Consider the following 24,925-nt stretch of genomic DNA (forward strand, 5'->3'; position numbering starts at 1 on the left):
ATTCGAAAGATAATTTCGCGAATCAAAACCTAACGACGCTTTACTGTCAAGCAGCTCAAGGGGTGTGGATAACGCATGGAGCTATTGTACTAGACCAGTTGTCAGGTTATCCACAGGCTGCGATCAAGGCTTCTTCTTGGTCGGACGCTGCCAACCATCGATATTACGCTGACGACCACGGGCAACGGCCAGGTTGTTGGCGGGCACGTCCGAGGTGACGACCGAACCGGCGGCGGTGGTGACACCATCACCCAGTGTTACGGGCGCAACCAGCGCGCTGTTGGAGCCGACGAAGACATCCTCGCCCATCACGGTCCTGTGCTTATTGGCACCGTCGTAGTTGCAGGTGATGGTGCCGGCACCGATGTTGCTGCGCGCACCGATCTCGGCATCACCCAGGTAGCTCAGATGACCGACCTTGGCACCCTCGCCGAGCACGGCGTTCTTCAACTCCACGAAGTTACCCACATGGGCCCTGGCGCCCAGCACGCTGCCGGCACGCAGGCGGGCGAATGGACCGCAATCGGCACCTTCACCCATTTCAGCGCCTTCCAGATGGCTATTGGCCTTGACGATGGCGCCCTTGCGCAGGGTGCTGTCCTTGATCACGCAGTTGGGGCCAATCTGTACATCGTCCTCGATCACGACACGACCTTCGAGGATCACGTTGATGTCGATGGTCACGTCACGGCCAACGGTCACTTCACCACGCACGTCGAAGCGGTGCGGGTCACGCAGGGTTACGCCCTGGGCCATCAGCCGACGCGCCATGCGCTGCTGGTAATGGCATTCGAGCTGGGAAAGCTGGATACGATCGTTGGCGCCAAGCACTTCCATCTCGTCGGCAGCGGTGGCGGTGGCCACTACCAGGCCGTCGGCGACTGCCATGGCGATCACATCGGTCAGGTAGTACTCGCCTTGGGCGTTGCTGTTCGAGAGGCGCCCCAGCCAGTCGCCCAGGCGCTTGCCGGGCACGGCGAGAATGCCGGTGTTGCCTTCGCGGATCTGCCGCTGTACCTCGCTGGCATCCTTGTGCTCGACGATGGCCTGCACGTTGCCCTGCTCGTCACGCACGATGCGGCCGTAGCCGGTCGGGTCGGCCAGCTCGACGGTGAGCAGGCCCAGCTGGTTGTCGTTGACCAGCTCCAGCAGGCGTTGCAGGGTCGCCGGCTCGATCAGCGGCACGTCGCCGTAAAGGATCAACACCGTGTCGGCACTCAAGGCCGCTTGTGCCTGGGCCACCGCGTGGCCGGTACCCAGCTGCTCGGCCTGAATGACGAAATTCAGATCATCGGCCGCCAAGCGCTCACGTACTTTCTCGGCACCATGGCCGATCACCACCTGGATGCTCTGCGGCTGCAGGCTGCGGGCGGTGTCGATGACGTGGCCAAGCATGGGCTTGTGAGCGACCGGGTGCAGCACCTTGGGCAGCGCAGAACGCATGCGGGTGCCCTGGCCAGCGGCGAGAATGACGATATCGAGGGACATGGCAGATCCAGATAAACGAGAGCGGAAAGAAAGAGGGTTCACAGCAATCCGTTGCGCGAGTGTCGATCAGAAAAGGGGTCATCGCGGCTGAAGCCGCTCTCACCTGATCGGGTTATCCACAACCTTGGTTAAATCGCAGGCAAGAAAAAGGGTAGCCAAGGCTACCCTTTTTCCAAGCAACGATGAAGAGCGTCGGTATCAGCTACCGCCGAACTTCTTGCGCATTTGCTGGACGGTGCGCAGCTGGGCTGCGGCCTCGGCCAGACGAGCAGCGGCGGAACCGTAGTCGAACTCGGCTCCCTGCTCGCTCAACGCCTTCTCGGCAGCCTTGACGGCTTCCTGAGCGGAGGCTTCATCCAGATCGGCAGCGCGTTGCACGGTATCGGCGAGTACCTTGACCATGCTCGGTTGCACTTCCAGGAAGCCACCGGAGATGTAGAACACCTCGGTATCGCCACCCTGCTTGACCAGACGAATCGGGCCCGGCTTGAGGTCGGTGATCAACGGTGCGTGGCCTGGGGAGATCCCCAGATCACCCAGGTTGCCGTGGGCGATCACCATTTCGACCAGACCGGAGAAGATCTCGCCTTCTGCGCTGACGATGTCGCAATGGACTGTCATAGCCATATCTAGCCTCACGTAAGCGCCCGTTGCCGGGCGCACGGGTGATTACAGTTTCTTCGCTTTCTCGATGGCTTCTTCGATGCCACCGACCATGTAGAACGCCTGCTCCGGCAGGTGATCGTACTCACCTTTGAGGATGCCGCTGAAACCAGCGATGGTGTCCTTCAGGGAAACGTACTTGCCTGGCGAACCGGTGAACACTTCAGCAACGAAGAATGGCTGGGACAGGAAGCGCTGGATCTTACGAGCACGCGATACCAGCTGCTTGTCTTCTTCCGACAGTTCGTCCATGCCGAGGATCGCGATGATGTCCTTCAGCTCTTTGTAGCGCTGCAGCACGTACTGAACGCCGCGAGCGGTGTCGTAGTGCTCCTGGCCGATCACGTTCGGGTCCAGCTGGCGCGAAGTCGAGTCCAGTGGGTCGACCGCCGGGTAGATACCCAGGGAGGCGATGTCACGGGACAGTACGACGGTGGCGTCCAAGTGGGCGAAGGTGGTCGCCGGGCTCGGGTCGGTCAGGTCGTCCGCAGGTACGTATACGGCCTGGATCGAGGTGATCGAACCGGTCTTGGTGGAGGTGATGCGCTCTTGCAGAACACCCATCTCTTCAGCCAGGGTCGGCTGGTAACCTACTGCCGACGGCATACGGCCGAGCAGTGCGGATACTTCGGTACCGGCCAGGGTGTAGCGGTAGATGTTGTCCACGAAGAACAGCACGTCACGGCCTTCGTCACGGAACTTCTCGGCCATGGTCAGGCCGGTCAGGGCGACGCGCAGACGGTTGCCTGGTGGCTCGTTCATCTGACCGTAGACCAGGGCTACCTTGTCGAGAACGTTGGAGTCCTTCATCTCGTGGTAGAAGTCGTTACCCTCACGAGTACGCTCACCCACACCGGCGAACACGGAATAACCGCTGTGCTCGATGGCGATGTTACGGATCAGCTCCATCATGTTTACGGTCTTGCCGACACCGGCACCACCGAACAGACCGACTTTACCGCCCTTGGCGAACGGGCAGACCAGATCGATGACCTTGATGCCGGTTTCCAGCAGCTCGTTGGAGCCGGATTGCTCGGCGTAGGTCGGTGCGGCACGGTGAATGCCCCAGCGCTCTTCTTCGCCAATCGGGCCCGCTTCGTCGATCGGGTTGCCCAGCACGTCCATGATACGGCCCAGGGTCTTGACCCCGACCGGTACCTGGATGCCAGCGCCGGTGCTGTCGACGTTCAGACCACGCTTGAGGCCTTCGGTCGAACCCATCGCAATGGTACGCACCACGCCGTCGCCCAGCTGCTGCTGAACTTCCAGCGTGGTTTCGGCGCCGACTACTTTCAGCGCTTCATAAACACTCGGCACCTTGTCACGCGGGAATTCCACGTCGATGACGGCGCCGATGATTTGAACGATACGTCCGCTACTCATCTTTGATTCCTCTGACTTGTTTCAACCGTTCTAGACGGTTGAACCGTTAAACCGCGGCAGCGCCGCCGACGATTTCCGAAATTTCCTGGGTGATCGCTGCCTGACGTGCCTTGTTGTAGATCAACTGCAGGTCTTTGATGAGGTCGCCCGCGTTATCGGTGGCGTTCTTCATCGCGATCATCCGTGCGGCCTGTTCGGCTGCATTGTTCTCGACCACTGCCTGGTACACCTGCGACTCCACGTAGCGCACCATCAGCCCGTCAAGCAGCTGCTTGGCGTCGGGTTCGTACAGGTAGTCCCAGTGGTGTTTCAGTTCCTGATCCGGATCGGCCACCAGTGGAATCAACTGCTCCACGGTCGGCTTCTGGGTCATGGTATTGATGAACTTGTTGGAAACCACGGACAAACGGTCGATGCGCCCTTCCAGGTAAGCATCGAGCATCACCTTGACGCTGCCGATCAGATCGTTGATCGACGGCTCTTCGCCGAGGTGGCTGATCGCAGCGACCACGTTGCCACCAAAGTTGCGGAAGAACGCCGCACCCTTGCTACCAACTACGCAGAGATCGATCTCCACGCCGCGCTCGCGGTTTGCCGACATGTCCTTGACCAGGGCCTTGAACAGGTTGGTATTCAAGCCACCGCACAGACCACGGTCCGAACTCACCACCACGTAACCGACGCGCTTTACTTCGCGTTCGATCATGAAGGGATGACGGTACTCGGGGTTGGCGTTGGCCAGATGACCAATTACCTGGCGGATACGCTCCGCGTAGGGACGGCTAGCTGCCATGCGCTGTTGTGCCTTGCGCATCTTGCTGACCGCCACCTTTTCCATGGCGCTGGTGATCTTCTGCGTGCTTTTGATGCTCGCAATCTTGCTGCGAATCTCTTTTGCGCCTGCCATTTCACACCTATCGGGTTAGCAGGCGGGCGTCTGGCGACGCCCGCTGCGGCTTACCAGGTTTGGGTGGCTTTGAACTTCTCGATACCGGCTTTGAGCTGGCCATCGATGTCGTCATTGAAGTCACCCTTCTCGTTGATCTTCGCCATCAGATCGGCGTGATCACGGTTGAAGAAGGCGATCAGAGCCTGCTCGAAGCTGATGATCTTGGCGACTTCGATGTCGGTCAGGAAACCACGCTCGGCGGCATACAGCGACAGCGCCATGTCCGCGATGGACATCGGAGCGTATTGCTTCTGCTTCATCAGCTCGGTAACGCGCTGACCATGCTCGAGCTGCTTGCGGGTGGCTTCGTCCAGGTCAGAAGCGAACTGGGCGAATGCCGCCAGTTCACGGTACTGAGCCAGAGCGGTACGGATACCACCGGAGAGCTTCTTGATGATCTTGGTCTGCGCAGCTCCACCCACACGGGATACCGAAATACCGGCGTTGACGGCCGGACGGATACCCGAGTTGAACATGGCCGATTCCAGGAAGATCTGACCGTCGGTGATGGAAATCACGTTGGTCGGAACGAACGCGGAAACGTCGCCAGCCTGGGTTTCGATGATCGGCAGAGCGGTCAGGGAACCGGTCTTGCCAGTCACGGCGCCATTGGTGAACTTCTCGACGTACTCTTCGGAAACGCGCGATGCACGCTCCAGCAGACGGCTGTGGAGATAGAACACGTCGCCTGGGTAGGCTTCACGGCCTGGCGGACGGCGCAGCAGCAGGGAGATCTGACGGTAGGCGACGGCCTGCTTGGACAGGTCATCGTAAACGATCAGTGCATCTTCACCGCGGTCGCGGAAGTACTCGCCCATGGTGCAGCCGGCGTACGGTGCCAGGAACTGCAGCGCAGCGGACTCGGAAGCCGAAGCAGCGACGACGATGGTATTGGCCAGAGCGCCAGACTCTTCGAGTTTGCGAACCACGTTGGCGATGGTCGATTGCTTCTGACCAACAGCGACGTAGACGCAGAAGATGCCGCTGTTCTTCTGGTTGATGATGGCGTCGACGGCCAGGGCAGTCTTACCGATCTGGCGGTCACCGATGATCAGCTCGCGCTGGCCACGGCCTACCGGGATCATGGCATCGACCGACTTGTAGCCGGTCTGTACCGGCTGGTCGACCGACTTACGCCAGATCACACCTGGAGCCACTTTCTCGACAGCGTCGGTAGCGGCGGTATTGATCGGGCCTTTGCCATCGATCGGGTTGCCCAGTGCGTCGACGACGCGGCCCAGCAGTTCCGGACCAACCGGAACTTCCAGGATGCGGCCAGTGCACTTGGCGCTCATGCCTTCGGCCAGGGTGGTGTACGCACCCAGGACAACGGCACCGACGGAGTCTTGCTCCAGGTTCAGTGCCATACCGTAGACGCTGCCCGGGAACTCGATCATTTCACCGTACATGACGTCGGCGAGACCGTGAATACGCACGATACCGTCGGATACGCTGACGATGGTGCCTTCGTTACGGGCTTGGGAAGAGACGTCGAGTTTCTCGATACGTCCCTTGATGATTTCACTAATTTCGGAAGGATTGAGTTGCTGCATAGCTCTGCTGCCCCTTCAAACTCAAGATTTCAATGCTTCGGCCAGCTTCGCGATCTTGCCGCGAACTGAGCCATCGATAACCAGGTCGCCGGCGCGGATCACGACACCACCAATCAAGGCGGCGTCCTCCGCAGCGTGCAGGCGCACTTCCCGGCCGAGCCGTGCACTGAGAACCTTGGCGAGTTTGTCTTGCTGTTCATCGCTCAATGCGAAGGCACTGGTAACGTCCACGTCGATCGACTTCTCCTGTTCGGCCTTGTACAGCTCGAACAGTGCGAAGATTTCCGGCAACAGGGCCAGACGATCGTTGTCTGCGACAACGTGGATGAAATTGCGTACCTGGGCGTCGAACTTGTCACCACACACCTCGACGAAGGTGGTGGCCTTGTCTGTACTCGTCAAACGCGGGGCCTTGAACACGCTCTGCAGGGTGGCGTCCTGAGACACCGCCGCTGCCAGGCCGAGCATGGCTGACCAAGAGGCCAGCTGCTGGTGGGCCTGGGCGTATTCGAAAGCCGCCTTGGCATAAGGTCGGGCCAACGTGGTCAGTTCTGCCATGATCGCGCCCTCGCTTAAATTTCGGCGGCCAGTTTGGAAACCAGCTCCGCATGCGCGTTTTGGTCGATGGATGCGCCCAGGATCTTCTCGGCACCGCCGACGGCCAGGGCACCCACTTGGGCACGCAGGGCGTCTTTGATGCTGTTGATTTCCTGTTCGATCTCGGCCTGAGCCTGAGCCTTCACACGATCCGCCTCGACGCGAGCCTGATCACGGGCTTCATCGACGATCTGGTTCGCGCGTTTCTTGGCTTGCTCAATGATTTCAGCAGCCTGTGTCTTGGCTTCGCGCAGTTGCTGACCCGCTTTCTCTTGGGCCAACTCCAGGTCACGAGCCGCACGACTGGCAGCGTCCAGACCTTCAGCAATCTTCTTCTGACGTTCTTGCAAAGCCGCAATGACCGGAGGCCATACGAACTTCATGCAGAACAGCACGAAGATGAAGAAGGCAACGGACTGGCCAATCAGGGTTGCATTAATGTTCACGCCAACACCTCGCTCGTTCGTTGTCCATCACACCAATCAACTCGAAAAACTCGAGTGATTAGCCAGCGATTTGACCAACGAAGGGGTTCGCGAAGGTGAAGAACAGTGCGATACCAACACCGATCATGGTCACGGCGTCCAGCAGGCCGGCGACGATGAACATTTTGACTTGCAGCATCGGAACCATTTCCGGCTGACGCGCAGCGCCTTCCAGGAACTTGCCGCCCAGCAGGCCGAAGCCGATAGCGGTACCCAGAGCGCCCAGGCCAATCAGCAGAGCAACAGCGATCGCGGTCAGACCAACTACAGTTTCCATCTTTCCTCCCGACTTTTTACGTCGTATTGGTTAAGGTTTTTCTAAGGGTAAAGCGGTAAAGCAAAACCGTTACTTCCAGTGCCCTTGCGGGCGTTCCAGCCGAGGCCGGATCCATCGACAACGCCGCGCGTCGGTGACGCGCGACACGTCCATCAATGGCTGTCTTCGTGCGCCATCGACAGGTAGACGATGGTCAGCATCATGAAGATGAAGGCCTGCAGCGTGATGATGATCAGGTGGAAGACTGCCCAGGCCCACTGCAGGACGCCTGCCAGTGCTGCCAACAGAATGCCGCCGCCGAACATGACCGCGATGAGGATGAAGATCAGCTCGCCGGCGTACAGGTTGCCGAACAGTCGCAGGGCCAGGGAAACCGGCTTGGCGATCAGGGTCACGAATTCCAGCAGGAAGTTGACCGGGATCAGCAGGATCTTGACGAAGATGTTCTTGGCGCTGAACGGGTGCAGGGTCAGCTCGCCCAGGAAGCCGCCGATGCCCTTGACCTTGATGCTGTAGAAGATGATCAGCGCGAATACCGACAGGGCCATGCCCAGGGTGGCGTTCGGGTCGGTGGTCGGTACGGCGCGGAAGAACAGGTGATCATCACCAGCGATCTTGGCGGCTGCAACCGGAATCCAGTCAACCGGCACCAGGTCCATCAGGTTCATCAGGAAGATCCAGACGAAGATGGTCAGAGCCAGCGGGGCGATCAGGGCGTTACGGCCGTGGAAGGTGTCCTTCACGCTGCCGTCGACGAACTCGACCAGCACTTCGACGAAGTTCTGCAGACCGCCGGGCTGACCGGAAGTGGCGCGCTTGGCAGCTGCCTTGAACAGGAAGATGAAGATCAGGCCCAGCACCACCGAGATACCCAGGGTATCGAGGTGGAATGCCCAGAAACCCATTTCTTTGGCTTCCTGGGCCGTGTGGGCGAACCCCCAGCCATTGACCGGGTGCTGACCGAAGGTCAGGTTCTGCAAGTGATGCTGGATATAACCCGAAGCGGTTTCTGCAGCTGCCATAAATTCCTCAAACGCTCTAAGGCTTTAAAAATCATCTCTTCATCAGCAAGGGTGCGAACCAGTTGACCAATTGGGTCAGCAGGAATACGCCGAACAAGGCCGCCGCATCCAAAGGCTTCACACCTGCAAACACCAGTGCGAAAAGCACCGCTGTCAAAACCAGTTTCCCTGCTTCGCCGGCGTAAAACGACCGGACGATGGCCTGGGCTGCCCGCGCTCCGGAAAACCGGAATGCCTTGTGGGCAAAGTACAGATTCGGCAGCCAGGCGATCAGCCCGCCGCACAATCCGGAATATCCTGCCGTCGTGCCCTTCCAGTACCAACAGGCAACAGCAAGAACCAACAGCACCAGCAATTGCTTCACGAGAATCGGAAACACCGGCAAGCGATGGAGCGGCAGGCGTTTTGGCGTGCGGATATCCATCAATTTTCCCGGGAAACACTCTGAGATATCGTTGCCAAGCTATTCAATAACTTGGCACATTTTGTGCCGTCGAAATGCGCGCAGAGTATAGGGGCGGTTCCCACCCCATTCAACTGCCCGAAAGTCTTTTCGCCGTGGTGCTCGAAGAGCAATTGTTTCAGCGAATGTGGGCTAGAACGCCCTGAAGTTCGTCGAGGGAATTGTAGCGAATCACCAGTTGGCCTTTGCCTTTCTGGCCATGCTTGATCTGCACCGGAGAGCCCAGCCGCTCAGCCAGGCGCTGTTCGAGCCGGCTGATATCCGGATCGACCTTGGTAGTGGCAGTTGGCCGCTCCTGGGTGTTCAACCACTGGCGTACCAGCGCCTCGGTCTGACGTACGGTAAGACCCCGTGCGACAACGTGTCGCGCACCTTCGGTCTGCTGTTCGACCGGCAGGCCGAGCAGCGCGCGGGCATGGCCCATTTCCAGGTCGCCATGGGAGAGCAGGGTTTTCACCTCCTCGGGCAGGGCGATCAGGCGCAACAGGTTGGTGATGGTCACCCGCGATTTGCCGACGGCCTCGGCGACCTGTTGCTGGGTCAGCTGGAATTCCTGCTGCAGGCGCTGCAGGGCCATGGCTTCCTCGATGGGATTGAGGTCCTCGCGCTGGATGTTCTCGATCAGCGCCATGGCGATGGCGGCTTCGTCCGGCAACTCGCGTACCAGTGCCGGGATGCGATCCAGACCGGCCTGCTGGGTAGCACGCCAGCGGCGTTCACCGGCAACGATCTCGAAACGCCCTTCGCCCACCGGACGCACCACGATCGGCTGCATCACGCCGTGGGCCTTGATCGACTGGCTCAGTTCCTCAAGCGCGGTGACGTCCATATCGCGACGCGGCTGGTACTTGCCGCGCTGAATCAGGTCCAGAGGCAGGTGCTGCAGCTCACGGGTATCGGCCTTGACCGCTTCCTGCTCGAGCGTATCGACGCTGGTGCCTCCCAGCAGGGCGTCCAGGCCTCGACCGAGCCCACGTTTCTTGGCAGCCATGCACAGTTTCCTTATACGGTTGCGGTGTGGGCGCTCGCGCGCTGGCGGCGAACCAGTTCGCCAGCCAGTGCCAGGTAGGCGATCGCACCACGGGATTGCTTGTCATAGACCAGCGCCGGCATACCGAAGCTGGGCGCTTCGGCCAGTCGCACGTTGCGCGGGATCACGGTTTGATAGAGCGTGTCGGGGAAATGTTCCTTGAGCTGGGCAGACACGTCGCTGGTCAGGCTGATGCGCGGATCGTACATGGTACGCAGCAGGCCTTCGATCTTCAGCGTCGGGTTGAGCAGCTTGCCGATGCGCTGGATGCTGTTGACCAGATCGCTCAGCCCCTCCAGTGCGTAGTACTCGCACTGCATGGGAATGATCACCCCGTCGGAGGCGACCAGGGCATTGATCGTCAGCATCGACAGTGCCGGCGGGCAGTCGATGAGAATGTAATCGTAGTTCTCGCGGATCGGCGCCAGTGCATAACGCAGGCGGCTCTCCTTCATCTTCATTTCCAGCAGGGATACTTCTGCGGCGGTCAGGTCGCGGTTGGCCGGCAGCAGCTGATAGCCGCCATGCTCGGAGAACTGCATGGCTTCGACCAGGTTGCAGTCGCCGACCAGCACGTCGTAGATGGAGTGTTCCAGCGTCTGCTTGTCGATGCCGCTGCCGGTGGTGGCGTTGCCCTGCGGATCGAGATCGATGAGCAGCACACGGCGTTTGGTCGCAACCAGGGAAGCCGCCAGGTTGATGCAGGTCGTGGTCTTGCCCACGCCGCCTTTCTGGTTGGCGATTGCGAATACTTTAGCCATGTTGCCGTTCCCCTTAAACCGAGCGACGCAGTATCAACAGATGGCGCTGGCCTTGGCAACCGGGAACCTTGAGCACGTGGGTGGCGGTGAGACGGAAGTCCGCCGGCAGCGCCTGCAGCTCATCGTCCGGGTGCACGCCTTTCATGGCCAGCCACTGGGTGTGGCCATCGCCCAGTTGGCGCGTCCAGTTGGAGAAATCTTCCAGCGAGCTGAACGCCCGCGAGCAGATACCGCTGAACGGCTGCTCGGGCGTGAATGCCTCGACGCGGCTGTGGATAACATCGAGATTGCTCAGCTTGAGCTCGAGCTTCACCTGCGTGAGGAAGCGCGTCTTCTTGCCGTTGGAATCGAGCAGCGTGAAGCGCCGCTCGGGAAACAGGATAGCCAATGGAATGCCCGGCATCCCGCCGCCACTGCCGACGTCCAGCCAGTTATCCCCAGCCTCGGCGACGAAGGGCACCACGCTGAGGCTGTCGAGCAGATGCCGCGACACCATCTCGTCCGGATCGCGCACGGCGGTCAGGTTGTAGGCCTTGTTCCACTTGATCAGCAGCGCCAGATAACCGAGCAGCTGCGTCTGCTGCTGATCGGTCAACTCGACGCCCAGTTCACGGGCGCCTTGTTGCAGTTCTTCGGCGTGGCGAGCGGTAACGGACATCAGGCGCTCTGCTCCAGCTGGCGACCAGCGCCGCGTTTTTTCAGGTGGATCAGCAGCAGCGAGATGGCTGCCGGGGTGACGCCTGGAATCCGCGAGGCCTGACCGAGGGTCTGCGGTCGCGCGTTGCCGAGTTTGTGCTGGATTTCCTTGGACAACCCGGAAATGGTCGCGTAGTCGATATCCACAGGCAGCTCGGTTTCCTCACTGGCGCGCAGGCGGGCGATCTCGTCCTGCTGACGCTCGATGTAGCCGGCGTACTTGGTCCTGATCTCGACCTGCTCGGCGACCTGGGGATCCTCGGCGCCTTCGCCGGTCACCTCGACCAGGCCGGCATAATCGATTTCCGGCCGCGACAGCAGGTTGAGCAGGTTGTACTCGTGGGTCAGCGGCGTGCCGAAGCGCTCGACGATGGCCTCGCCCTGAGGCGTGTTCGGGCGCAACCAGGTACTTTTCAGGCGCTGCTCTTCCCGGGCGATGCCTTCGCGCTTGGCTTCGAACGCCGCCCAACGCCGGTCGTCGACCAGTCCCAGCTCGCGGCCTTTCTCGGTCAGGCGCAAGTCGGCGTTGTCTTCACGCAGGATCAACCGGTACTCGGCCCGCGAAGTGAACATGCGGTACGGCTCCTGGGTACCCAAGGTGATCAGGTCGTCGACCAGCACGCCGATGTAAGCCTCGTCACGGCGCGGGCACCATGCCTCTTTGTCCTGGGCGCGCAGCGCGGCGTTGGCGCCGGCGAGCAAGCCTTGAGCGCCGGCTTCTTCGTAACCGGTGGTGCCGTTGATCTGGCCGGCGAAGAACAGGCCAGCGATGACCTTGGTCTCGAGGCTGTACTTCAGGTCACGGGGGTCGAAGTAGTCGTATTCGATGGCGTAGCCCGGGCGCACGATATGCGCATTCTCCATACCGCGGATGCTCTGCACGATCTGCAACTGAACATCGAACGGCAGGGACGTCGAAATCCCGTTGGGGTACAGCTCATGGGTGGTCAGGCCTTCCGGCTCGATGAACACCTGGTGGCTGTCCTTCTCGGCGAAGCGGTGGATCTTGTCCTCGATCGACGGGCAATACCGCGGGCCCACGCCTTCGATCACCCCGGAGTACATCGGCGAGCGGTCGAGGTTCGCAGCGATGATCTCGTGGGTGCGCGCATTGGTGTGGGTGATCCAGCAACTCACCTGGCGTGGATGCTGCTCCTTGTTGCCCATGAACGACATCACCGGAATAGGTGTATCGCCTGGCTGTTCGGTCATCTGGGTGAAGTCCACCGAACGACCGTCAATGCGTGGCGGCGTGCCGGTCTTCAGGCGACCGACGCGCAGCGGCAATTCACGCAGGCGCTTGGCCAGGGCGATCGAGGGTGGATCCCCTGCACGGCCGCCGGAATAGTTCTGCAAGCCGATGTGGATAAGTCCGCCGAGGAAGGTGCCGGTGGTCAGTACCACGGAGTCGGCGAAAAAACGCAGCCCCATCTGAGTGACCACGCCTTTGACTTCATCCTGCTCGACGATCAGGTCATCGGCGGCCTGCTGGAATATCCACAGGTTGGGTTGGTTTTCGAGAATCTCACGTACTGCCGCCTTGTACAGAAGGCGGTCAGCCTGGGCGCGAGTCGCACGCACTGCCGGGCCCTTGCGGCTATTGAGCACGCGGAACTGAATGCCCCCCAGATCGGTAGCGGTCGCCATGGCGCCGCCGAGGGCGTCGATTTCCTTGACCAGGTGGCTCTTGCCGATCCCGCCAATGGCGGGGTTGCAGCTCATCTGCCCGAGGGTTTCCACGTTATGGGTCAGCAGCAGGGTTTTGACGCCCATGCGCGCCGCTGCAAGCGCAGCCTCGGTACCGGCATGACCGCCGCCGATGACGATCACTTGAAAACGGGAAGGGAAATCCACCACGCACCTCGTGCCTGTTGAGAAAGGGAGCTTTTAGGAAAGGGCGGCAAGTATAGGGATTTAGCCCAGCTGAAAGAAGCCTTTTGCACAAAAAATAGCCAACTGGTCCTTGCCTTGGGAGTGAGCCTTTGCCTGTGGGAGGTCTCTCATCGAGACGTTGTGCAGAGCTCGGAGGTAAATAAAGAAAAAAGAATGATTTTTTTAAAAGGCTTGTTTTTATGTTTATAAATGGTGTCGCCGACATCTGTGGATAGATTGCTAGAGGCCACTATTCATCGGATGTACAGCGATGTATGAAAGCGCGATTATCCTGGGCGGCCCGTGTGCGATGGCAGTGAGCACCCTGTGTGTAAAAGTGCAGGTTATTCACAGGGGTGTTTATCCCTGGCTTAGTCACCGGGTTATCGGCAAGGCTCAGGCAGGCTTTTCCACAGGGCTTATTTTTGCTGTGTAAGGTTCTGCAAGACCCTTTACAGGCACACCTGCGCGGGTGAAATCCGCAAGAACGCTCAAATGCAATCAGTTCTGTGGATAAAAGGCCGGGCCATACACGAATTGCGGGCAGCCGCTACCGCACGCCTGGCGTGTTTCTGGACGTTGAAGAGAGAATGGGGCGGCCTTGGATATCAGGCCGCTATCGGTTGGGCTGTGAGGGATTTCTGACAACAGCGGCTTAAGTACTGGGGAACCGGTTATCCACAAAGGATGGTGGTGAGCTATTTGCCGATGCAGAAGCTGGAGAAGATCCGTCCCAACAGGTCATCCGAGCTGAATGCCCCGGTGATTTCGCCCAGGGCTTGTTGAGCCTGGCGCAAGTCCTCGGCGAGCAGCTCTCCGGCGCCGGCAAGGGTCAGCTGGGTGTGGCCGTGGTCGAGATGGCGTTGCGCCTGATGGAGGGCGTCGAGGTGACGGCGGCGGGCGCTGAAGCCGCTCTCAGCGGTTTGCTGGAAGCCCATGCAGGCCTTCAGGTGTTCACGCAGCAGTTCCAGACCTTCACTGGACTTGGCGCAAAGCGCCAGGCTGGCTTGGCCATCGGCGGCGGTGTGCAGCGCCACTGGCTCGCCGGATAGGTCTGCCTTGTTGCGAATCAGGGTAACTCGGCCCATGTCTGGCCGTTGCTGCAGAAACTCGGGCCACAAGGCAAAGGGATCGGCAGCTTCCGGCGCCGTCGAGTCGACCACCAGCAAGACGCGATCCGCTTCGCCAATGGCCTTGAGCGCTCGCTCCACACCGATACGTTCGACCTGATCGTCGGTATCACGCAACCCGGCGGTATCGACCACATGCAGCGGCATGCCGTCGATGTGGATATGTTCGCGCAGCACGTCACGGGTGGTGCCGGCGATATCGGTGACGATGGCGGCCTCACGGCCGGCCAGGGCATTGAGCAGGCTGGACTTGCCGGCATTCGGTCGGCCGGCGATGACCACCGTCATGCCGTCACGCAGCAAGGCACCCTGCCCGGCTTCGCGCAGGACTGTGGATAACTGTTCGCGCACGCCTTCGAGCAGGCTGAGGACGTGGCCGTCGGCCAGAAAGTCGATCTCCTCTTCCGGAAAGTCGATCGCCGCTTCGACATAGATCCGCAGGGCAATCAGCCGCTCGGTCAGTTCGTGCACGCGCCGGGAGAACTCGCCCTGCAGCGAGCGCACGGCATTACGTGCTGCCTCGGCCGAACTGGCCTCGATCAGGTCGGCAATCGCTTCCGCCTGGGCCAGGTCGAGCTTGTCGTTGAGGAATGCCCGCTCGCTGAATTCACCCGGGCGCGCTTGGCGGGCACCCAGCTCCAGGCAGCGCTGCAGGAGCATGTCCAGCACTACGGGGCCACCGTGGCCCTGCAGCTCGAGCACGTCTTCGCCCGTGAACGAATGGGGGCCGGGGAAGAACAGCAGCAGGCCTTCGTCGATTACCTCGCCGGCATCGTCATGCCAGGCGCCGTGATGAGCATGGCGTGGCTTGGGCTCGATGCCGCTCAGGGTGATGGCGATCATCCGTGCGCGTGGGCCGGAGACTCTGACGATACCGACCCCGCCACGACCCTGGGCGGTGGCGACGGCGGCGATGGTTTCACGGGGGGTGGACATAGCATTCTCCAAACGCTGGATAGCAGAACGCCCCTCGAGGGGGCGTCTGTCATGTAGCGGGTGAAGCGCGAACGCTTAGGCCTCGGAAGGCTTGTTCGCGGCTTCGATCTTGCGGGTAATGTACCACTGCTGGGCGATGGACAGGACGTTGTTGACCACCCAGTACAGCACCAGACCAGCCGGGAACCACAGGAAGAAGAAGGTGAAGATGATCGGCATCATCTTCATCACGCGAGCCTGCATGGGGTCCGGCGGCGTCGGGTTCAGCTGTTGCTGGATGAACATGGTGGCACCCATGATGATCGGCAGGATGAAGAACGGATCCTTGATGGACAGGTCGGTGATCCACAGAATCCACGGTGCCTGACGCATCTCGACGGACTCCAGCAGCACCCAGTACAGGGCCAGGAACACTGGCATCTGCACGAGGATCGGCAAGCAGCCGCCCAGCGGGTTGATCTTCTCTTTCTTGTACAGCTCCATCATCGCCTGGGACATCTTCTGGCGATCATCACCGAACTGCTCTTTCAGCGCCTGCAGGCGCGGCGAGACGGCACGCATGCGCGCCATGGAGCGGTAGCTGGCAGCCGACAGCGGGAAGAACGCGAGCTTGATGATCAGCGTCAGCACGATGATCGAGAAGCCCCAGTTACCCAGCAGGTTGTGGATATGTTCCAGCAGCCAGAAGATCGGCTCGGCGAGGAACCACAGGATGCCGTAGTCGACGGTCTTGTCCAGGCCTGGCGACAGCGCGGCCAGATCCTTCTGGATCTTGGGGCCCGCGTACAGCGTGGTGCTGGTCTGGCCTTCCGCACCAGCCGGCACGCTCAGCGCAGGGCCGGTGTAGCCGATGATGTAATTGCCCTGGCTATCCTTGCGAGTTTGCACCAGGTTGGTGTCGTCCTTGGCCGGAATCCAGGCAGTCACGAAATAGTGCTGCAGCCAGGCGACCCAGCCGCCTTCCACAGTTACTTTGTACCAAGCGTTGGTGTTTCCTTCGCGGCGCTTTTCGTCCTGCTTGTCGATGTCTTTCATCGACACCTTGGTGTACGGCTTCTCTGGGGTCCACAGCGCGGCGCCCAGGTAGGTGGCAGTACCGGTAGCGGTGCTGGAGGACGGGTCACCACTGTTGTCGCGCTTGAGCTGGGCGAACAGGTTACCGGTCCAGGCATTGGCGCTCTGGTTGTCGATCAGGTAGGTAACGCCGATCTCGTAGCCATTACCGGTGATGCAACCGGTTTTCTTCTGCTCCACTTCCTTGGCCGAGCAGCTGGTGTCCAGGCCACGGTGGAAGGTGAAGCGCTTGGTGTAATTGACGCCGGCATCGCTGAATTTCAGATCGACTACCAGTTGGTCCTGGCCGTCAGCCAGCTGGTAAACGCGCTGTTCGCTGCTGTACAGCGGGCGGCCACCGGCGCGGGCGTCCGGGCCGTTGGCGCCGGTCAGGCCGCTCTGGGCCAGATACAGGTGCTCGTTGCCGTTGTCGAACAGCTGAAACGGAACGTCCGGGCGGTCCTGGCGACGCGGGTAGTGCGGCAAGCTCAGACTGACCACGTCACCACCACGGGGATCGATGGCCAGGTTCAGTACGTCGGTCTTGACCTGAATCAGCTCGTCGCTAACCGCAACGGTTTCCACCGGGCTTGGCTCGGGGTTGCCGGCATTGGCGGTCGGCACATCATCATTGCTGGCCGCCGCCGAAGCGGTTTCCGGCAGACTCGGTGCGGGTTTGCTGGTCGAAGCGGCCTGATTCGGCAGAGCGGCCTGGCCGTAGTCCTGGTTCCATTGAAGAACCATCATGTAGGACACGACTGCCAGGGCGACGATCAGGATCGTACGTTTGATATCCATGATTATTCGGCCATCGAAGAGGAACGGGAGTGTTTCGCGAGGGGCACCGGATCGTAGCCTCCGGGATGCCAGGGGTGGCAGCGTCCCAGACGACGAACGGTCAGCCAGCCACCACGCAGGACGCCATGGGTTTCGATGGCTTCAAGCGCGTAGCAGGAACAAGAGGGGTAGAAACGACAATGACTGGCCATCATCGGACTGATGGCGTACTGGTAAAACCGGATTGGAGCTTGAACCAGTTTACGCATGGGGATTGTCGTTCACCCCGATCTGGGCATTGGCCTGTTGGGCAGGTTTGCTGCGAGCCAGGCGCTTCCACAATTTGCCGAACTGTTGAGCCAGCTCGGCGTTCTGCAGATCACCCAGACCCTTACGCGCGACCACCACGATGTCCCAGCCCACCAGGTTGTCCTGATTGAGGCGGAACGATTCGCGGATCTGGCGTTTCAGGCGGTTGCGCTCAACGGAGAGCTTGACGCTCTTCTTGCCGATCACCAGACCTAGGCGTGAATGATCAAGCTCATTGTTGCGCGCAAGCAGCAGGACACTCTTGCCCGGCGCTTTGCCGCTTGGAGAGTCGAAGACTGCCTTGAATTGCCGGGGAGTGAGCAGGCGCTTCTCCCGGCCGAAGCCTCGACTCACCACAAGACTGGAAAATCAGACTGCGAGACGAGCGCGGCCCTTGGCGCGACGACGCGACAGGACGGCACGGCCGTTCTTGGTAGCCATGCGAGCACGGAAGCCGTGGGTACGAGCGCGTTTGATGGTGCTGGGTTGGAAAGTGCGTTTCATGATGCGGTTACCTGGTTGTCGACAACGGACCGGAATGGTCCCCGTTTTAAGAGACCGGCGATTCTAGAGAAAGCCGCAGGCCAGGTCAATTTCCAACCAGTTGTTTTGCAGATTGAGAAATATAAAGGAAGGAATCTTTTTAGAAAGGCTTGTTTTGTTTTTTATAAATGAGCTCGGCCTTATCTGTGGATAAGATGATCCAGGCCAGCTACCCAGGCCTCTGGCGAGATTCAAAAGTCTGTCATAAACCGGTGTTGCACCTGTTGGCGCGCTGGGTATCGCCTGGGGATGAAATGGTTATTTACCCACAGGGCAGATATCCATGTAGTTTTACCCAGGCTTTTCAACCCTGCTCACAGGGCGTTATCCACAGAGTACAGTCGCGCCATTTCCGACACGTGGCAAACTGCCTAACACCTTGATTTAACATGCAGTGATTGGTCTTCCTATGTGGATAACTCCACCTCATGAAGCTACAATAAGCGCTGTTTTTGCCTCAGCGCTTTCAATCAGGGGATGTCCGTGTCCGTGGAACTTTGGCAGCAGTGCGTGGAACTCTTGCGCGATGAACTGCCTGCCCAGCAATTCAACACCTGGATCCGTCCATTACAGGTAGAAGCCGAAGGCGACGAGCTGCGTGTCTACGCACCGAATCGTTTCGTTCTCGACTGGGTCAACGAAAAGTACATGGGCCGTATGCTCGAGCTCCTCGGTGAGCGAGCCACCGGTCTGGTGCCGGCGATTTCGCTGCTGATCGGCAGTCGCCGCAGTTCGGCGCCGCGTGCCGTGCTGACGCCCTCGCCATCGGCCTCCAGCTATAACAGTCCGTCGCCCTCCGCGCCCGCACCTGCTGCGCCTACGCCTCAGGTCAGTGCTCCACCGGCCAAGCTGCCGGTGCAGGCCGAGCCGTCGCGGGCCAGCTTCGATTCCATGGCCGGCGCGACGCCTGTCGCGGCGCCGGCGCGCACAGAGCGGAACGTGCAAGTAGAAGGTGGCCTCAAGCACACCAGCTACCTGAATCGTACCTTCACCTTCGACAATTTCGTCGAGGGCAAGTCGAACCAGCTGGCCCGTGCCGCTGCCTGGCAGGTGGCGGACAACCCCAAGCACGGTTACAACCCGCTCTTCCTTTATGGCGGCGTCGGCCTCGGCAAGACGCACCTGATGCATGCGGTCGGTAACCATCTGCTGGCGAAGAACCCGAACGCCAAGGTCGTGTACCTGCACTCCGAGCGTTTCGTGGCCGACATGGTCAAGGCGTTGCAGTTGAATGCCATCAATGAGTTCAAGCGTTTCTACCGTTCGGTGGATGCGCTGCTGATCGATGACATCCAGTTCTTCGCCAAGAAAGAGCGCTCCCAGGAAGAGTTTTTCCACACCTTCAACGCCTTGCTCGAGGGCGGCCAGCAGGTGATTCTTACCAGCGACCGCTACCCGAAGGAAATCGAAGGTCTGGAAGAGCGCCTCAAGTCGCGCTTCGGCTGGGGCCTGACCGTGGCGGTCGAGCCGCCCGAGCTGGAAACGCGCGTGGCGATCCTGATGAAGAAGGCCGATCAGGCCAAGGTCGACCTGCCTCACGATGCGGCGTTCTTCATCGCCCAGCGTATCCGCTCCAACGTACGTGAGCTGGAAGGCGCGTTGAAGCGGGTCATCGCCCATTCGCACTTCATGGGCCGCGACATCACCATCGAGCTGATCCGAGAGTCGTTGAAGGACCTGCTGGCCCTGCAGGACAAGCTGGTGAGCATCGACAATATCCAGCGCACCACGGCCGAGTACTACAAGATCAAGATCACCGATCTGCTGTCCAAACGTCGTTCGCGTTCCATCGCCAGGCCGCGTCAGGTGGCCATGGCGTTGTCCAAGGAATTGACCAACCACAGCCTGCCGGAAATCGGCGTGGCGTTCGGCGGTCGCGATCACACCACTGTGTTGCACGCCTGTCGTAAGATTGCTGAACTTAGGGGATCCGACGCGGACATCCGCGAGGATTACAAGAACCTGCTGCGTACACTGACCACTTGATACGCAACTCCATGCACGAGGCAAGGGACTAGACCATGCACTTCACCATTCAACGCGAAGCCCTGTTGAAACCCCTGCAACTGGTCGCCGGCGTCGTGGAACGCCGCCAGACCTTGCCGGTTCTGTCCAACGTTCTGCTGGTCGTCGAAGGCCAGCAACTGTCGCTGACCGGCACCGACCTGGAGGTCGAGCTGGTCGGTCGCGTGGCCCTGGAAGATGCCGCCGAGCCTGGCGAGATCACCGTGCCGGCGCGCAAACTGATGGATATCTGCAAGAGCCTGCCCGCCGATGCATTGATCGATGTCCGTGTCGACGAGCAGAAGCTGCTGGTCAAGGCCGGTCGTAGTCGTTTCACGCTGTCCACGCTGCCGGCTAATGACTTCCCTACCGTCGAGGAAGGCCCGGGTTCGCTGACCTTCAATCTGGTCCAGAGCAAACTGCGCCGCCTGATCGAACGCACCAGCTTCGCCATGGCCCAGCAGGACGTGCGCTACTACCTCAACGGCATGTTGCTGGAAGTGCAGACCGGTATCCTGCGCGCCGTCGCCACTGACGGTCACCGCCTGGCGATGTGCTCCATGGAAGCGACCATCCAGCAGGACGGCAAGCACCAGGTCATCGTGCCGCGCAAAGGTATTCTCGAGCTGGCTCGCCTGCTGACCGAACAGGATGGCGAAGTGTCCATCGTCCTGGGCCAGCATCACATCCGTGCCACCACCGGTGAATTCACCTTCACCTCCAAGCTGGTCGACGGCAAGTTTCCGGATTACGAGCGTGTGCTGCCCCGTGGCGGCGACAAGCTGGTAGTCGCTGATCGTCAAGGTCTGCGCGAAGCCTTCAGCCGTACTGCGATTCTTTCCAACGAAAAGTACCGCGGTATCCGTCTGCAACTGGCCGCTGGCCTGTTGAAAATTCAGGCCAACAACCCGGAGCAGGAAGAAGCGGAAGAAGAAATCGCGGTCGATTACAACGGTAGCTCGCTGGAGATCGGTTTCAACGTCAGCTACCTGCTGGACGTGTTGGGCGTGATGACCACTGAGCAAGTGCGTCTGATTCTCTCCGACTCCAACAGCAGTGCGCTGGTGCAGGAAGCCGACAACGACGACTCCGCTTATGTCGTCATGCCGATGCGTCTGTGATTCAAGCTGCTGAACGGCAGCTACCCAGTGTCAGATAATCAGCCTTGGTGTGTTCGGATGCAGCTCTGATCCGTAACATCCAAGGCTGATTTCGTTTCAGGCGGCGTGATCGCTGCCCTTCTCTCTCGGTCTGTTCATGTCCCTGACCCGCATCAATTTCACTGCCGTTCGCAATCTCGAGCCGTCGGCTCTACTGCCCTCGCCACGTATCAATATCCTGTACGGCGATAACGGCAGCGGCAAGACCAGCGTGCTTGAGGGCATTCACCTGCTCGGCCTGGCTCGCTCCTTTCGCAGCGCTCGCCTGTTGCCGGTGATTCAGTATGAGCAGCAGGTGTGTACCTTGTTTGGGCAGGTGCAGCTGAATGACGGGCGTCTAAGCAACCTCGGCGTGTCGCGGGGTCGCCAGGGTGAATTCCAGATTCGTATTGACGGGCAGAATGCACGTAGCGCTGCGCAGCTTGCTGAAACGTTGCCATTGCAGCTGATCAACCCGGACAGCTTCCGGTTGCTGGAAGGCTCGCCGAAGATGCGCCGGCAGTTCCTCGACTGGGGAGTGTTCCACGTGGAACAGCGGTTTTTGCCCGCCTGGCAGCGCTTGCAGAAGGCCCTCAAGCAGCGTAATTCCTGGCTTCGCCGTGGTACACTTGACGCCGTTTCTCAAGCGGCCTGGGATCGCGAGTTGTGCCTGGCCAGCGATGAAATCGACAGTTATCGGCGATCCTACATACAGCAATTGAAGCCCGTCTTCGAGCGTACCCTCAGTGAGCTGGTCGAGCTGCAGGGGCTCACGCTGAGCTATTACCGGGGATGGGATAAAGAGCGTCCCCTGAGTGAAGTGCTGACGTCGTCGCTGTTGCGTGACCAACAGATTGGGCATACCCAATCCGGACCGCAACGCGCCGATCTCAGGTTGAGACTGGGTGCGCACAACGCGGCAGATATCCTCTCCCGTGGCCAGCAGAAGCTGGTGGTGTGCGCCTTGCGAATCGCTCAGGGGCATTTGGTTGACCAGGCCAAGCGCGGCCAATGTATCTATCTGGTGGATGACCTGCCGTCAGAACTGGATGAGCAGCATCGCCGCGCTTTGTGTCGTTTGTTGGAAGATTTGAACTGCCAGGTATTCATCACCTGTGTAGACCACGAATTGTTGAGCGATGGCTGGCAAACGCATACGCCGGTATCCATGTTCCACGTGGAACATGGGCGTATCACCCAGACCCACGACCACCGGGAGTAAGGCATGAGCGAAAACCAAACGTACGACTCCAACAGTATCAAGGTACTGAAAGGCCTGGATGCCGTACGCAAGCGGCCAGGCATGTACATCGGTGACACCGACGATGGCAGCGGCCTGCACCACATGGTCTTCGAGGTGGTCGACAACTCCATCGACGAAGCCCTGGCTGGTTACTGCAGCGAGATCACCATCACCATCCATCCGGATGAGTCGATCAGCGTGCGCGACAATGGCCGTGGTATTCCGGTCGACATGCACAAGGAAGAAGGCGTCTCGGCAGCCGAAGTCATCATGACCGTGCTGCACGCCGGCGGTAAGTTCGACGACAACAGCTACAAGGTATCCGGCGGCCTGCACGGCGTGGGCGTGTCCGTGGTCAATGCCCTCTCCAAGGAGCTGGTGCTGACCATTCGCCGTAGCGGTAAGATCTGGGAGCAGACCTACGTCCACGGCGTGCCCCAGGCACCTCTGGCGGCGGTTGGCGATACCGATGGCACAGGCACACAGATCCACTTCAAACCGTCCGAAGACACTTTCGCCAACATTCATTTCAGCTGGGACATCCTCGCCAAGCGTCTGCGTGAACTATCGTTCCTGAACTCAGGTGTCGGCATCCTGCTCAAGGATGAACGCACCGCCAAGGAAGAACTGTTCAAATACGAAGGCGGCCTGCGAGCGTTCGTCGAGTACCTGAACGTCAACAAGACTGCGGTGAACCAGGTATTCCACTTCAACGTCCAGCGTGACGACGGCGTGGGTGTGGAAGTCGCCCTGCAGTGGAACGACAGCTTCAACGAGAATCTGCTGTGCTTCACCAACAACATCCCGCAGCGTGACGGTGGCACTCACCTGGCGGGCTTCCGCTCGGCGCTGACCCGTAACCTGAACAACTACATCGAGCAGGAAGGTCTGGCCAAGAAGCACAAGGTGTCCACCACAGGTGATGACGCCCGTGAAGGCCTGACCGCGATCATCTCCGTCAAGGTGCCGGATCCCAAGTTCAGCTCCCAGACCAAGGACAAGCTGGTCTCCTCCGAGGTGAAAACCGCGGTGGAGCAGGAGATGGGCAAGTACTTCGCCGACTTCCTGCTCGAGCATCCGAACGAAGCCAAGGCCGTGGTCGGCAAGATGATCGACGCTGCCCGCGCCCGTGAGGCGGCGCGCAAGGCCCGTGAGATGACGCGCCGCAAGGGCGCACTGGATATCGCCGGCCTGCCCGGCAAACTGGCCGACTGCCAGGAGAAGGACCCTGCCCTCTCGGAACTGTACATCGTGGAGGGTGACTCCGCGGGCGGTTCTGCCAAGCAGGGCCGTAACCGCAAGACCCAGGCCATCCTGCCGCTCAAGGGCAAGATCCTCAACGTCGAGAAGGCGCGCTTCGACAAGATGATTTCCTCCCAGGAGGTCGGCACGCTGATCACCGCCCTGGGCTGTGGCATCGGCCGCGAGGAATACAACATCGACAAGCTGCGTTACCACAACATCATCATCATGACCGATGCTGACGTCGACGGTTCGCACATCCGTACCCTGCTGCTGACCTTCTTCTTCCGTCAGCTGCCGGAATTGGTCGAGCGCGGCTACATCTACATCGCCCAGCCACCGCTGTACAAGGTCAAGAAAGGCAAGCAGGAGCAGTACATCAAGGACGACGAGGCCATGGAGGAATACATGACCCAGTCGGCCCTGGAAGACGCCAGCCTGCACGTCAACGAAGCGGCCCCTGGCCTCTCCGGCGAGTCCCTGCAGCGCCTGGTCGGTGACTACCGGACGGTGATGAAGACCCTCAAGCGCCTGTCGCGCCTGTACCCGGAAGAGATCACCGAGCACTTCGTCTACCTGCAAGGCGTTACTCAGGAGATGCTTGCCGACCAGGACGTCATGGAAGCCTGGCGCCTGAAGTTCGATGCCCGCCTGAAGACCATGGAGCGTTCCGGCCTGGCCTACAAGACCAGCCTGCGCGAAGACACCGAGCGCCACCTGTGGCTGCCCGAGGTCGAGCTGATCTCCCACGGCAACTCCAGCTACATCACCTTCAACCGTGATTTTTTCACCAGCAACGATTACAAGACCGTTACCAGCCTGGGCGACCAGCTGAACACTCTGCTGGAAGAAGGCGCCTACGTGCAGCGTGGCGAGCGCAAGAAACCGGTCACCACCTTCAAGGAAGCCCTGAGCTGGCTGATGGCCGAAAGCACCAAGCGCCACAGCATCCAGCGCTACAAAGGTCTCGGCGAGATGAACCCGGATCAGCTGTGGGAAACCACCATGGATCCAGAAGTGCGCCGCATGCTCAAGGTGCGCATCGAAGACGCCATCGCCGCCGACCAGATCTTCAACACCCTGATGGGCGACGAAGTCGAGCCGCGTCGTGACTTCATCGAGACCAACGCCCTGGCGGTGTCTAACCTCGACGTCTGAGTGCACACGCCACCCATAAAAAACCCGGCCTTGCCAGAGCGTGTGAAAACTCGCTGATGCAGGTAGTGATCCCATCAGACGCCCCGACATTGTTCGGGGCGTTTGCTTTTGTACGATTCGAAAGGTCGCGACCAACCTTTCAGGTGAGCAGC

23 protein-coding genes are annotated in these 24,925 nt (G+C 60.1%); 4 read left to right on the top strand and 19 right to left on the bottom strand.

The window, feature by feature from the left end:
• Nucleotides 1–123 precede the first annotated feature (123 nt).
• From glmU to rpmH, 19 genes are all read right to left on the bottom strand, one after another.
• Entirely contained in the window at nucleotides 124–1,488 is a 1,365-nt protein-coding gene (glmU, locus tag BVH03_RS19665) for a bifunctional UDP-N-acetylglucosamine diphosphorylase/glucosamine-1-phosphate N-acetyltransferase GlmU (RefSeq protein ID WP_075962761.1), read from the bottom strand.
• Nucleotides 1,489–1,686: 198 nt separating this feature from the next.
• Entirely contained in the window at nucleotides 1,687–2,115 is a 429-nt protein-coding gene (locus BVH03_RS19670) for a F0F1 ATP synthase subunit epsilon (RefSeq protein WP_070884871.1), read from the bottom strand.
• Nucleotides 2,116–2,157: 42 nt separating this feature from the next.
• The gene (gene atpD / locus BVH03_RS19675) at nucleotides 2,158–3,534 is read right to left on the bottom strand and encodes a F0F1 ATP synthase subunit beta (RefSeq protein ID WP_013793552.1); all 1,377 of its coding nucleotides are present in this window, start codon (nucleotides 3,532–3,534) and stop codon (nucleotides 2,158–2,160) included.
• Nucleotides 3,535–3,580: 46 nt separating this feature from the next.
• On the bottom strand, nucleotides 3,581–4,441 hold the full coding sequence (gene atpG, locus BVH03_RS19680; RefSeq protein ID WP_027904139.1) for a F0F1 ATP synthase subunit gamma: 861 nt from the start codon (nucleotides 4,439–4,441) through the stop codon (nucleotides 3,581–3,583).
• Nucleotides 4,442–4,491: 50 nt separating this feature from the next.
• Nucleotides 4,492–6,036 (bottom strand): F0F1 ATP synthase subunit alpha, encoded by a 1,545-nt coding sequence (atpA, locus tag BVH03_RS19685; protein WP_013793554.1) that lies wholly within the window; start codon nucleotides 6,034–6,036, stop codon nucleotides 4,492–4,494.
• Between the two features lie 21 nt (nucleotides 6,037–6,057).
• On the bottom strand, nucleotides 6,058–6,594 hold the full coding sequence (locus tag BVH03_RS19690; protein WP_075962762.1) for a F0F1 ATP synthase subunit delta: 537 nt from the start codon (nucleotides 6,592–6,594) through the stop codon (nucleotides 6,058–6,060).
• A 14-nt stretch (nucleotides 6,595–6,608) separates the two neighbouring features.
• The gene (locus BVH03_RS19695) at nucleotides 6,609–7,079 is read right to left on the bottom strand and encodes a F0F1 ATP synthase subunit B (RefSeq protein WP_075962763.1); all 471 of its coding nucleotides are present in this window, start codon (nucleotides 7,077–7,079) and stop codon (nucleotides 6,609–6,611) included.
• Between the two features lie 58 nt (nucleotides 7,080–7,137).
• Nucleotides 7,138–7,395 (bottom strand): F0F1 ATP synthase subunit C, encoded by a 258-nt coding sequence (atpE, locus tag BVH03_RS19700; protein ID WP_003097235.1) that lies wholly within the window; start codon nucleotides 7,393–7,395, stop codon nucleotides 7,138–7,140.
• Between the two features lie 152 nt (nucleotides 7,396–7,547).
• Nucleotides 7,548–8,417, bottom strand: a complete 870-nt coding sequence (gene atpB, locus BVH03_RS19705) for a F0F1 ATP synthase subunit A (protein WP_075962764.1) — start codon at nucleotides 8,415–8,417, stop codon at nucleotides 7,548–7,550.
• Nucleotides 8,418–8,448: 31 nt separating this feature from the next.
• A complete protein-coding gene (locus tag BVH03_RS19710; RefSeq protein WP_075962765.1) occupies nucleotides 8,449–8,841 on the bottom strand; it encodes a F0F1 ATP synthase subunit I in 393 nt (130 codons plus the stop codon).
• Nucleotides 8,842–8,998: 157 nt separating this feature from the next.
• Complete coding sequence (locus BVH03_RS19715; protein WP_075962766.1) at nucleotides 8,999–9,871, bottom strand: ParB/RepB/Spo0J family partition protein; 873 nt, start codon at nucleotides 9,869–9,871, stop codon at nucleotides 8,999–9,001.
• 11 nt (nucleotides 9,872–9,882) lie between these two features.
• The gene (locus tag BVH03_RS19720) at nucleotides 9,883–10,671 is read right to left on the bottom strand and encodes a ParA family protein (RefSeq protein WP_075962767.1); all 789 of its coding nucleotides are present in this window, start codon (nucleotides 10,669–10,671) and stop codon (nucleotides 9,883–9,885) included.
• 13 nt (nucleotides 10,672–10,684) lie between these two features.
• Nucleotides 10,685–11,329, bottom strand: coding sequence for a 16S rRNA (guanine(527)-N(7))-methyltransferase RsmG (rsmG, locus tag BVH03_RS19725; RefSeq protein WP_075962768.1), 645 nt, complete (start codon nucleotides 11,327–11,329; stop codon nucleotides 10,685–10,687).
• Complete coding sequence (gene mnmG, locus BVH03_RS19730) at nucleotides 11,329–13,221, bottom strand: tRNA uridine-5-carboxymethylaminomethyl(34) synthesis enzyme MnmG (protein ID WP_075962769.1); 1,893 nt, start codon at nucleotides 13,219–13,221, stop codon at nucleotides 11,329–11,331. The genes rsmG and mnmG overlap by 1 nt, the downstream gene beginning before the upstream one ends.
• A gap of 716 nt (nucleotides 13,222–13,937) precedes the next feature.
• Nucleotides 13,938–15,305: a tRNA uridine-5-carboxymethylaminomethyl(34) synthesis GTPase MnmE gene (gene mnmE, locus BVH03_RS19735; protein ID WP_075962770.1), complete on the bottom strand. Its 1,368-nt coding sequence runs from the start codon at nucleotides 15,303–15,305 to the stop codon at nucleotides 13,938–13,940.
• Nucleotides 15,306–15,380: 75 nt separating this feature from the next.
• Entirely contained in the window at nucleotides 15,381–17,156 is a 1,776-nt protein-coding gene (yidC, locus tag BVH03_RS19740) for a membrane protein insertase YidC (protein WP_075962771.1), read from the bottom strand.
• 2 nt (nucleotides 17,157–17,158) lie between these two features.
• Nucleotides 17,159–17,404, bottom strand: coding sequence for a membrane protein insertion efficiency factor YidD (gene yidD / locus BVH03_RS19745; RefSeq protein ID WP_075929009.1), 246 nt, complete (start codon nucleotides 17,402–17,404; stop codon nucleotides 17,159–17,161).
• Entirely contained in the window at nucleotides 17,397–17,798 is a 402-nt protein-coding gene (gene rnpA, locus BVH03_RS19750; protein WP_177344925.1) for a ribonuclease P protein component, read from the bottom strand. The genes yidD and rnpA overlap by 8 nt, the downstream gene beginning before the upstream one ends.
• 15 nt (nucleotides 17,799–17,813) lie before the next feature.
• Nucleotides 17,814–17,948 (bottom strand): 50S ribosomal protein L34, encoded by a 135-nt coding sequence (rpmH, locus tag BVH03_RS19755; RefSeq protein WP_003213577.1) that lies wholly within the window; start codon nucleotides 17,946–17,948, stop codon nucleotides 17,814–17,816.
• Between the two features lie 522 nt (nucleotides 17,949–18,470).
• Between rpmH and dnaA the strand changes: the two genes are divergently transcribed.
• The 4 genes from dnaA to gyrB all read left to right on the top strand — a co-directional run bounded on the left by dnaA (nucleotide 18,471) and on the right by gyrB (nucleotide 24,773).
• Nucleotides 18,471–19,973, top strand: coding sequence for a chromosomal replication initiator protein DnaA (gene dnaA / locus BVH03_RS19760; protein WP_075962780.1), 1,503 nt, complete (start codon nucleotides 18,471–18,473; stop codon nucleotides 19,971–19,973).
• Nucleotides 19,974–20,008: 35 nt separating this feature from the next.
• Nucleotides 20,009–21,112 carry a DNA polymerase III subunit beta gene (gene dnaN, locus BVH03_RS19765; RefSeq protein ID WP_075962773.1) on the top strand — a complete coding sequence of 368 codons (1,104 nt, stop codon included), beginning with the start codon at nucleotides 20,009–20,011 and terminating at the stop codon, nucleotides 21,110–21,112.
• A 136-nt stretch (nucleotides 21,113–21,248) separates the two neighbouring features.
• A complete protein-coding gene (recF, locus tag BVH03_RS19770) occupies nucleotides 21,249–22,352 on the top strand; it encodes a DNA replication/repair protein RecF (RefSeq protein ID WP_075962774.1) in 1,104 nt (367 codons plus the stop codon).
• A 3-nt stretch (nucleotides 22,353–22,355) separates the two neighbouring features.
• Nucleotides 22,356–24,773, top strand: a complete 2,418-nt coding sequence (gyrB, locus tag BVH03_RS19775) for a DNA topoisomerase (ATP-hydrolyzing) subunit B (RefSeq protein ID WP_075962775.1) — start codon at nucleotides 22,356–22,358, stop codon at nucleotides 24,771–24,773.
• Nucleotides 24,774–24,925 lie beyond the last annotated feature (152 nt).

The sequence above is a fragment of the Pseudomonas sp. PA15(2017) genome, assembly GCF_001945395.1.
In the GTDB taxonomy this organism is placed as follows: Bacteria; Pseudomonadota; Gammaproteobacteria; order Pseudomonadales; family Pseudomonadaceae; genus Aquipseudomonas.

Bases quoted from the DNA above. Each gene is read 5' to 3' on its own strand.
- atpA (WP_013793554.1), bottom strand. From the start codon at position 6,036: ATGCAGCAACTCAATCCTTCCGAAATTAGTGAAATCATCAAGGGACGT.
- BVH03_RS19710 (WP_075962765.1), bottom strand. From the start codon at position 8,841: ATGGATATCCGCACGCCAAAACGCCTGCCGCTCCATCGCTTGCCGGTG.
- BVH03_RS19670 (WP_070884871.1), bottom strand. From the start codon at position 2,115: ATGGCTATGACAGTCCATTGCGACATCGTCAGCGCAGAAGGCGAGATC.
- dnaN (WP_075962773.1), top strand. From the start codon at position 20,009: ATGCACTTCACCATTCAACGCGAAGCCCTGTTGAAACCCCTGCAACTG.
- BVH03_RS19715 (WP_075962766.1), bottom strand. From the start codon at position 9,871: ATGGCTGCCAAGAAACGTGGGCTCGGTCGAGGCCTGGACGCCCTGCTG.
- rsmG (WP_075962768.1), bottom strand. From the start codon at position 11,329: ATGTCCGTTACCGCTCGCCACGCCGAAGAACTGCAACAAGGCGCCCGT.
- gyrB (WP_075962775.1), top strand. From the start codon at position 22,356: ATGAGCGAAAACCAAACGTACGACTCCAACAGTATCAAGGTACTGAAA.
- atpD (WP_013793552.1), bottom strand. From the start codon at position 3,534: ATGAGTAGCGGACGTATCGTTCAAATCATCGGCGCCGTCATCGACGTG.
- glmU (WP_075962761.1), bottom strand. From the start codon at position 1,488: ATGTCCCTCGATATCGTCATTCTCGCCGCTGGCCAGGGCACCCGCATG.
- mnmE (WP_075962770.1), bottom strand. From the start codon at position 15,305: ATGTCCACCCCCCGTGAAACCATCGCCGCCGTCGCCACCGCCCAGGGT.
- rpmH (WP_003213577.1), bottom strand. From the start codon at position 17,948: ATGAAACGCACTTTCCAACCCAGCACCATCAAACGCGCTCGTACCCAC.
- atpB (WP_075962764.1), bottom strand. From the start codon at position 8,417: ATGGCAGCTGCAGAAACCGCTTCGGGTTATATCCAGCATCACTTGCAG.
- BVH03_RS19690 (WP_075962762.1), bottom strand. From the start codon at position 6,594: ATGGCAGAACTGACCACGTTGGCCCGACCTTATGCCAAGGCGGCTTTC.
- yidD (WP_075929009.1), bottom strand. From the start codon at position 17,404: ATGCGTAAACTGGTTCAAGCTCCAATCCGGTTTTACCAGTACGCCATC.
- atpE (WP_003097235.1), bottom strand. From the start codon at position 7,395: ATGGAAACTGTAGTTGGTCTGACCGCGATCGCTGTTGCTCTGCTGATT.
- BVH03_RS19720 (WP_075962767.1), bottom strand. From the start codon at position 10,671: ATGGCTAAAGTATTCGCAATCGCCAACCAGAAAGGCGGCGTGGGCAAG.
- yidC (WP_075962771.1), bottom strand. From the start codon at position 17,156: ATGGATATCAAACGTACGATCCTGATCGTCGCCCTGGCAGTCGTGTCC.
- atpG (WP_027904139.1), bottom strand. From the start codon at position 4,441: ATGGCAGGCGCAAAAGAGATTCGCAGCAAGATTGCGAGCATCAAAAGC.
- recF (WP_075962774.1), top strand. From the start codon at position 21,249: ATGTCCCTGACCCGCATCAATTTCACTGCCGTTCGCAATCTCGAGCCG.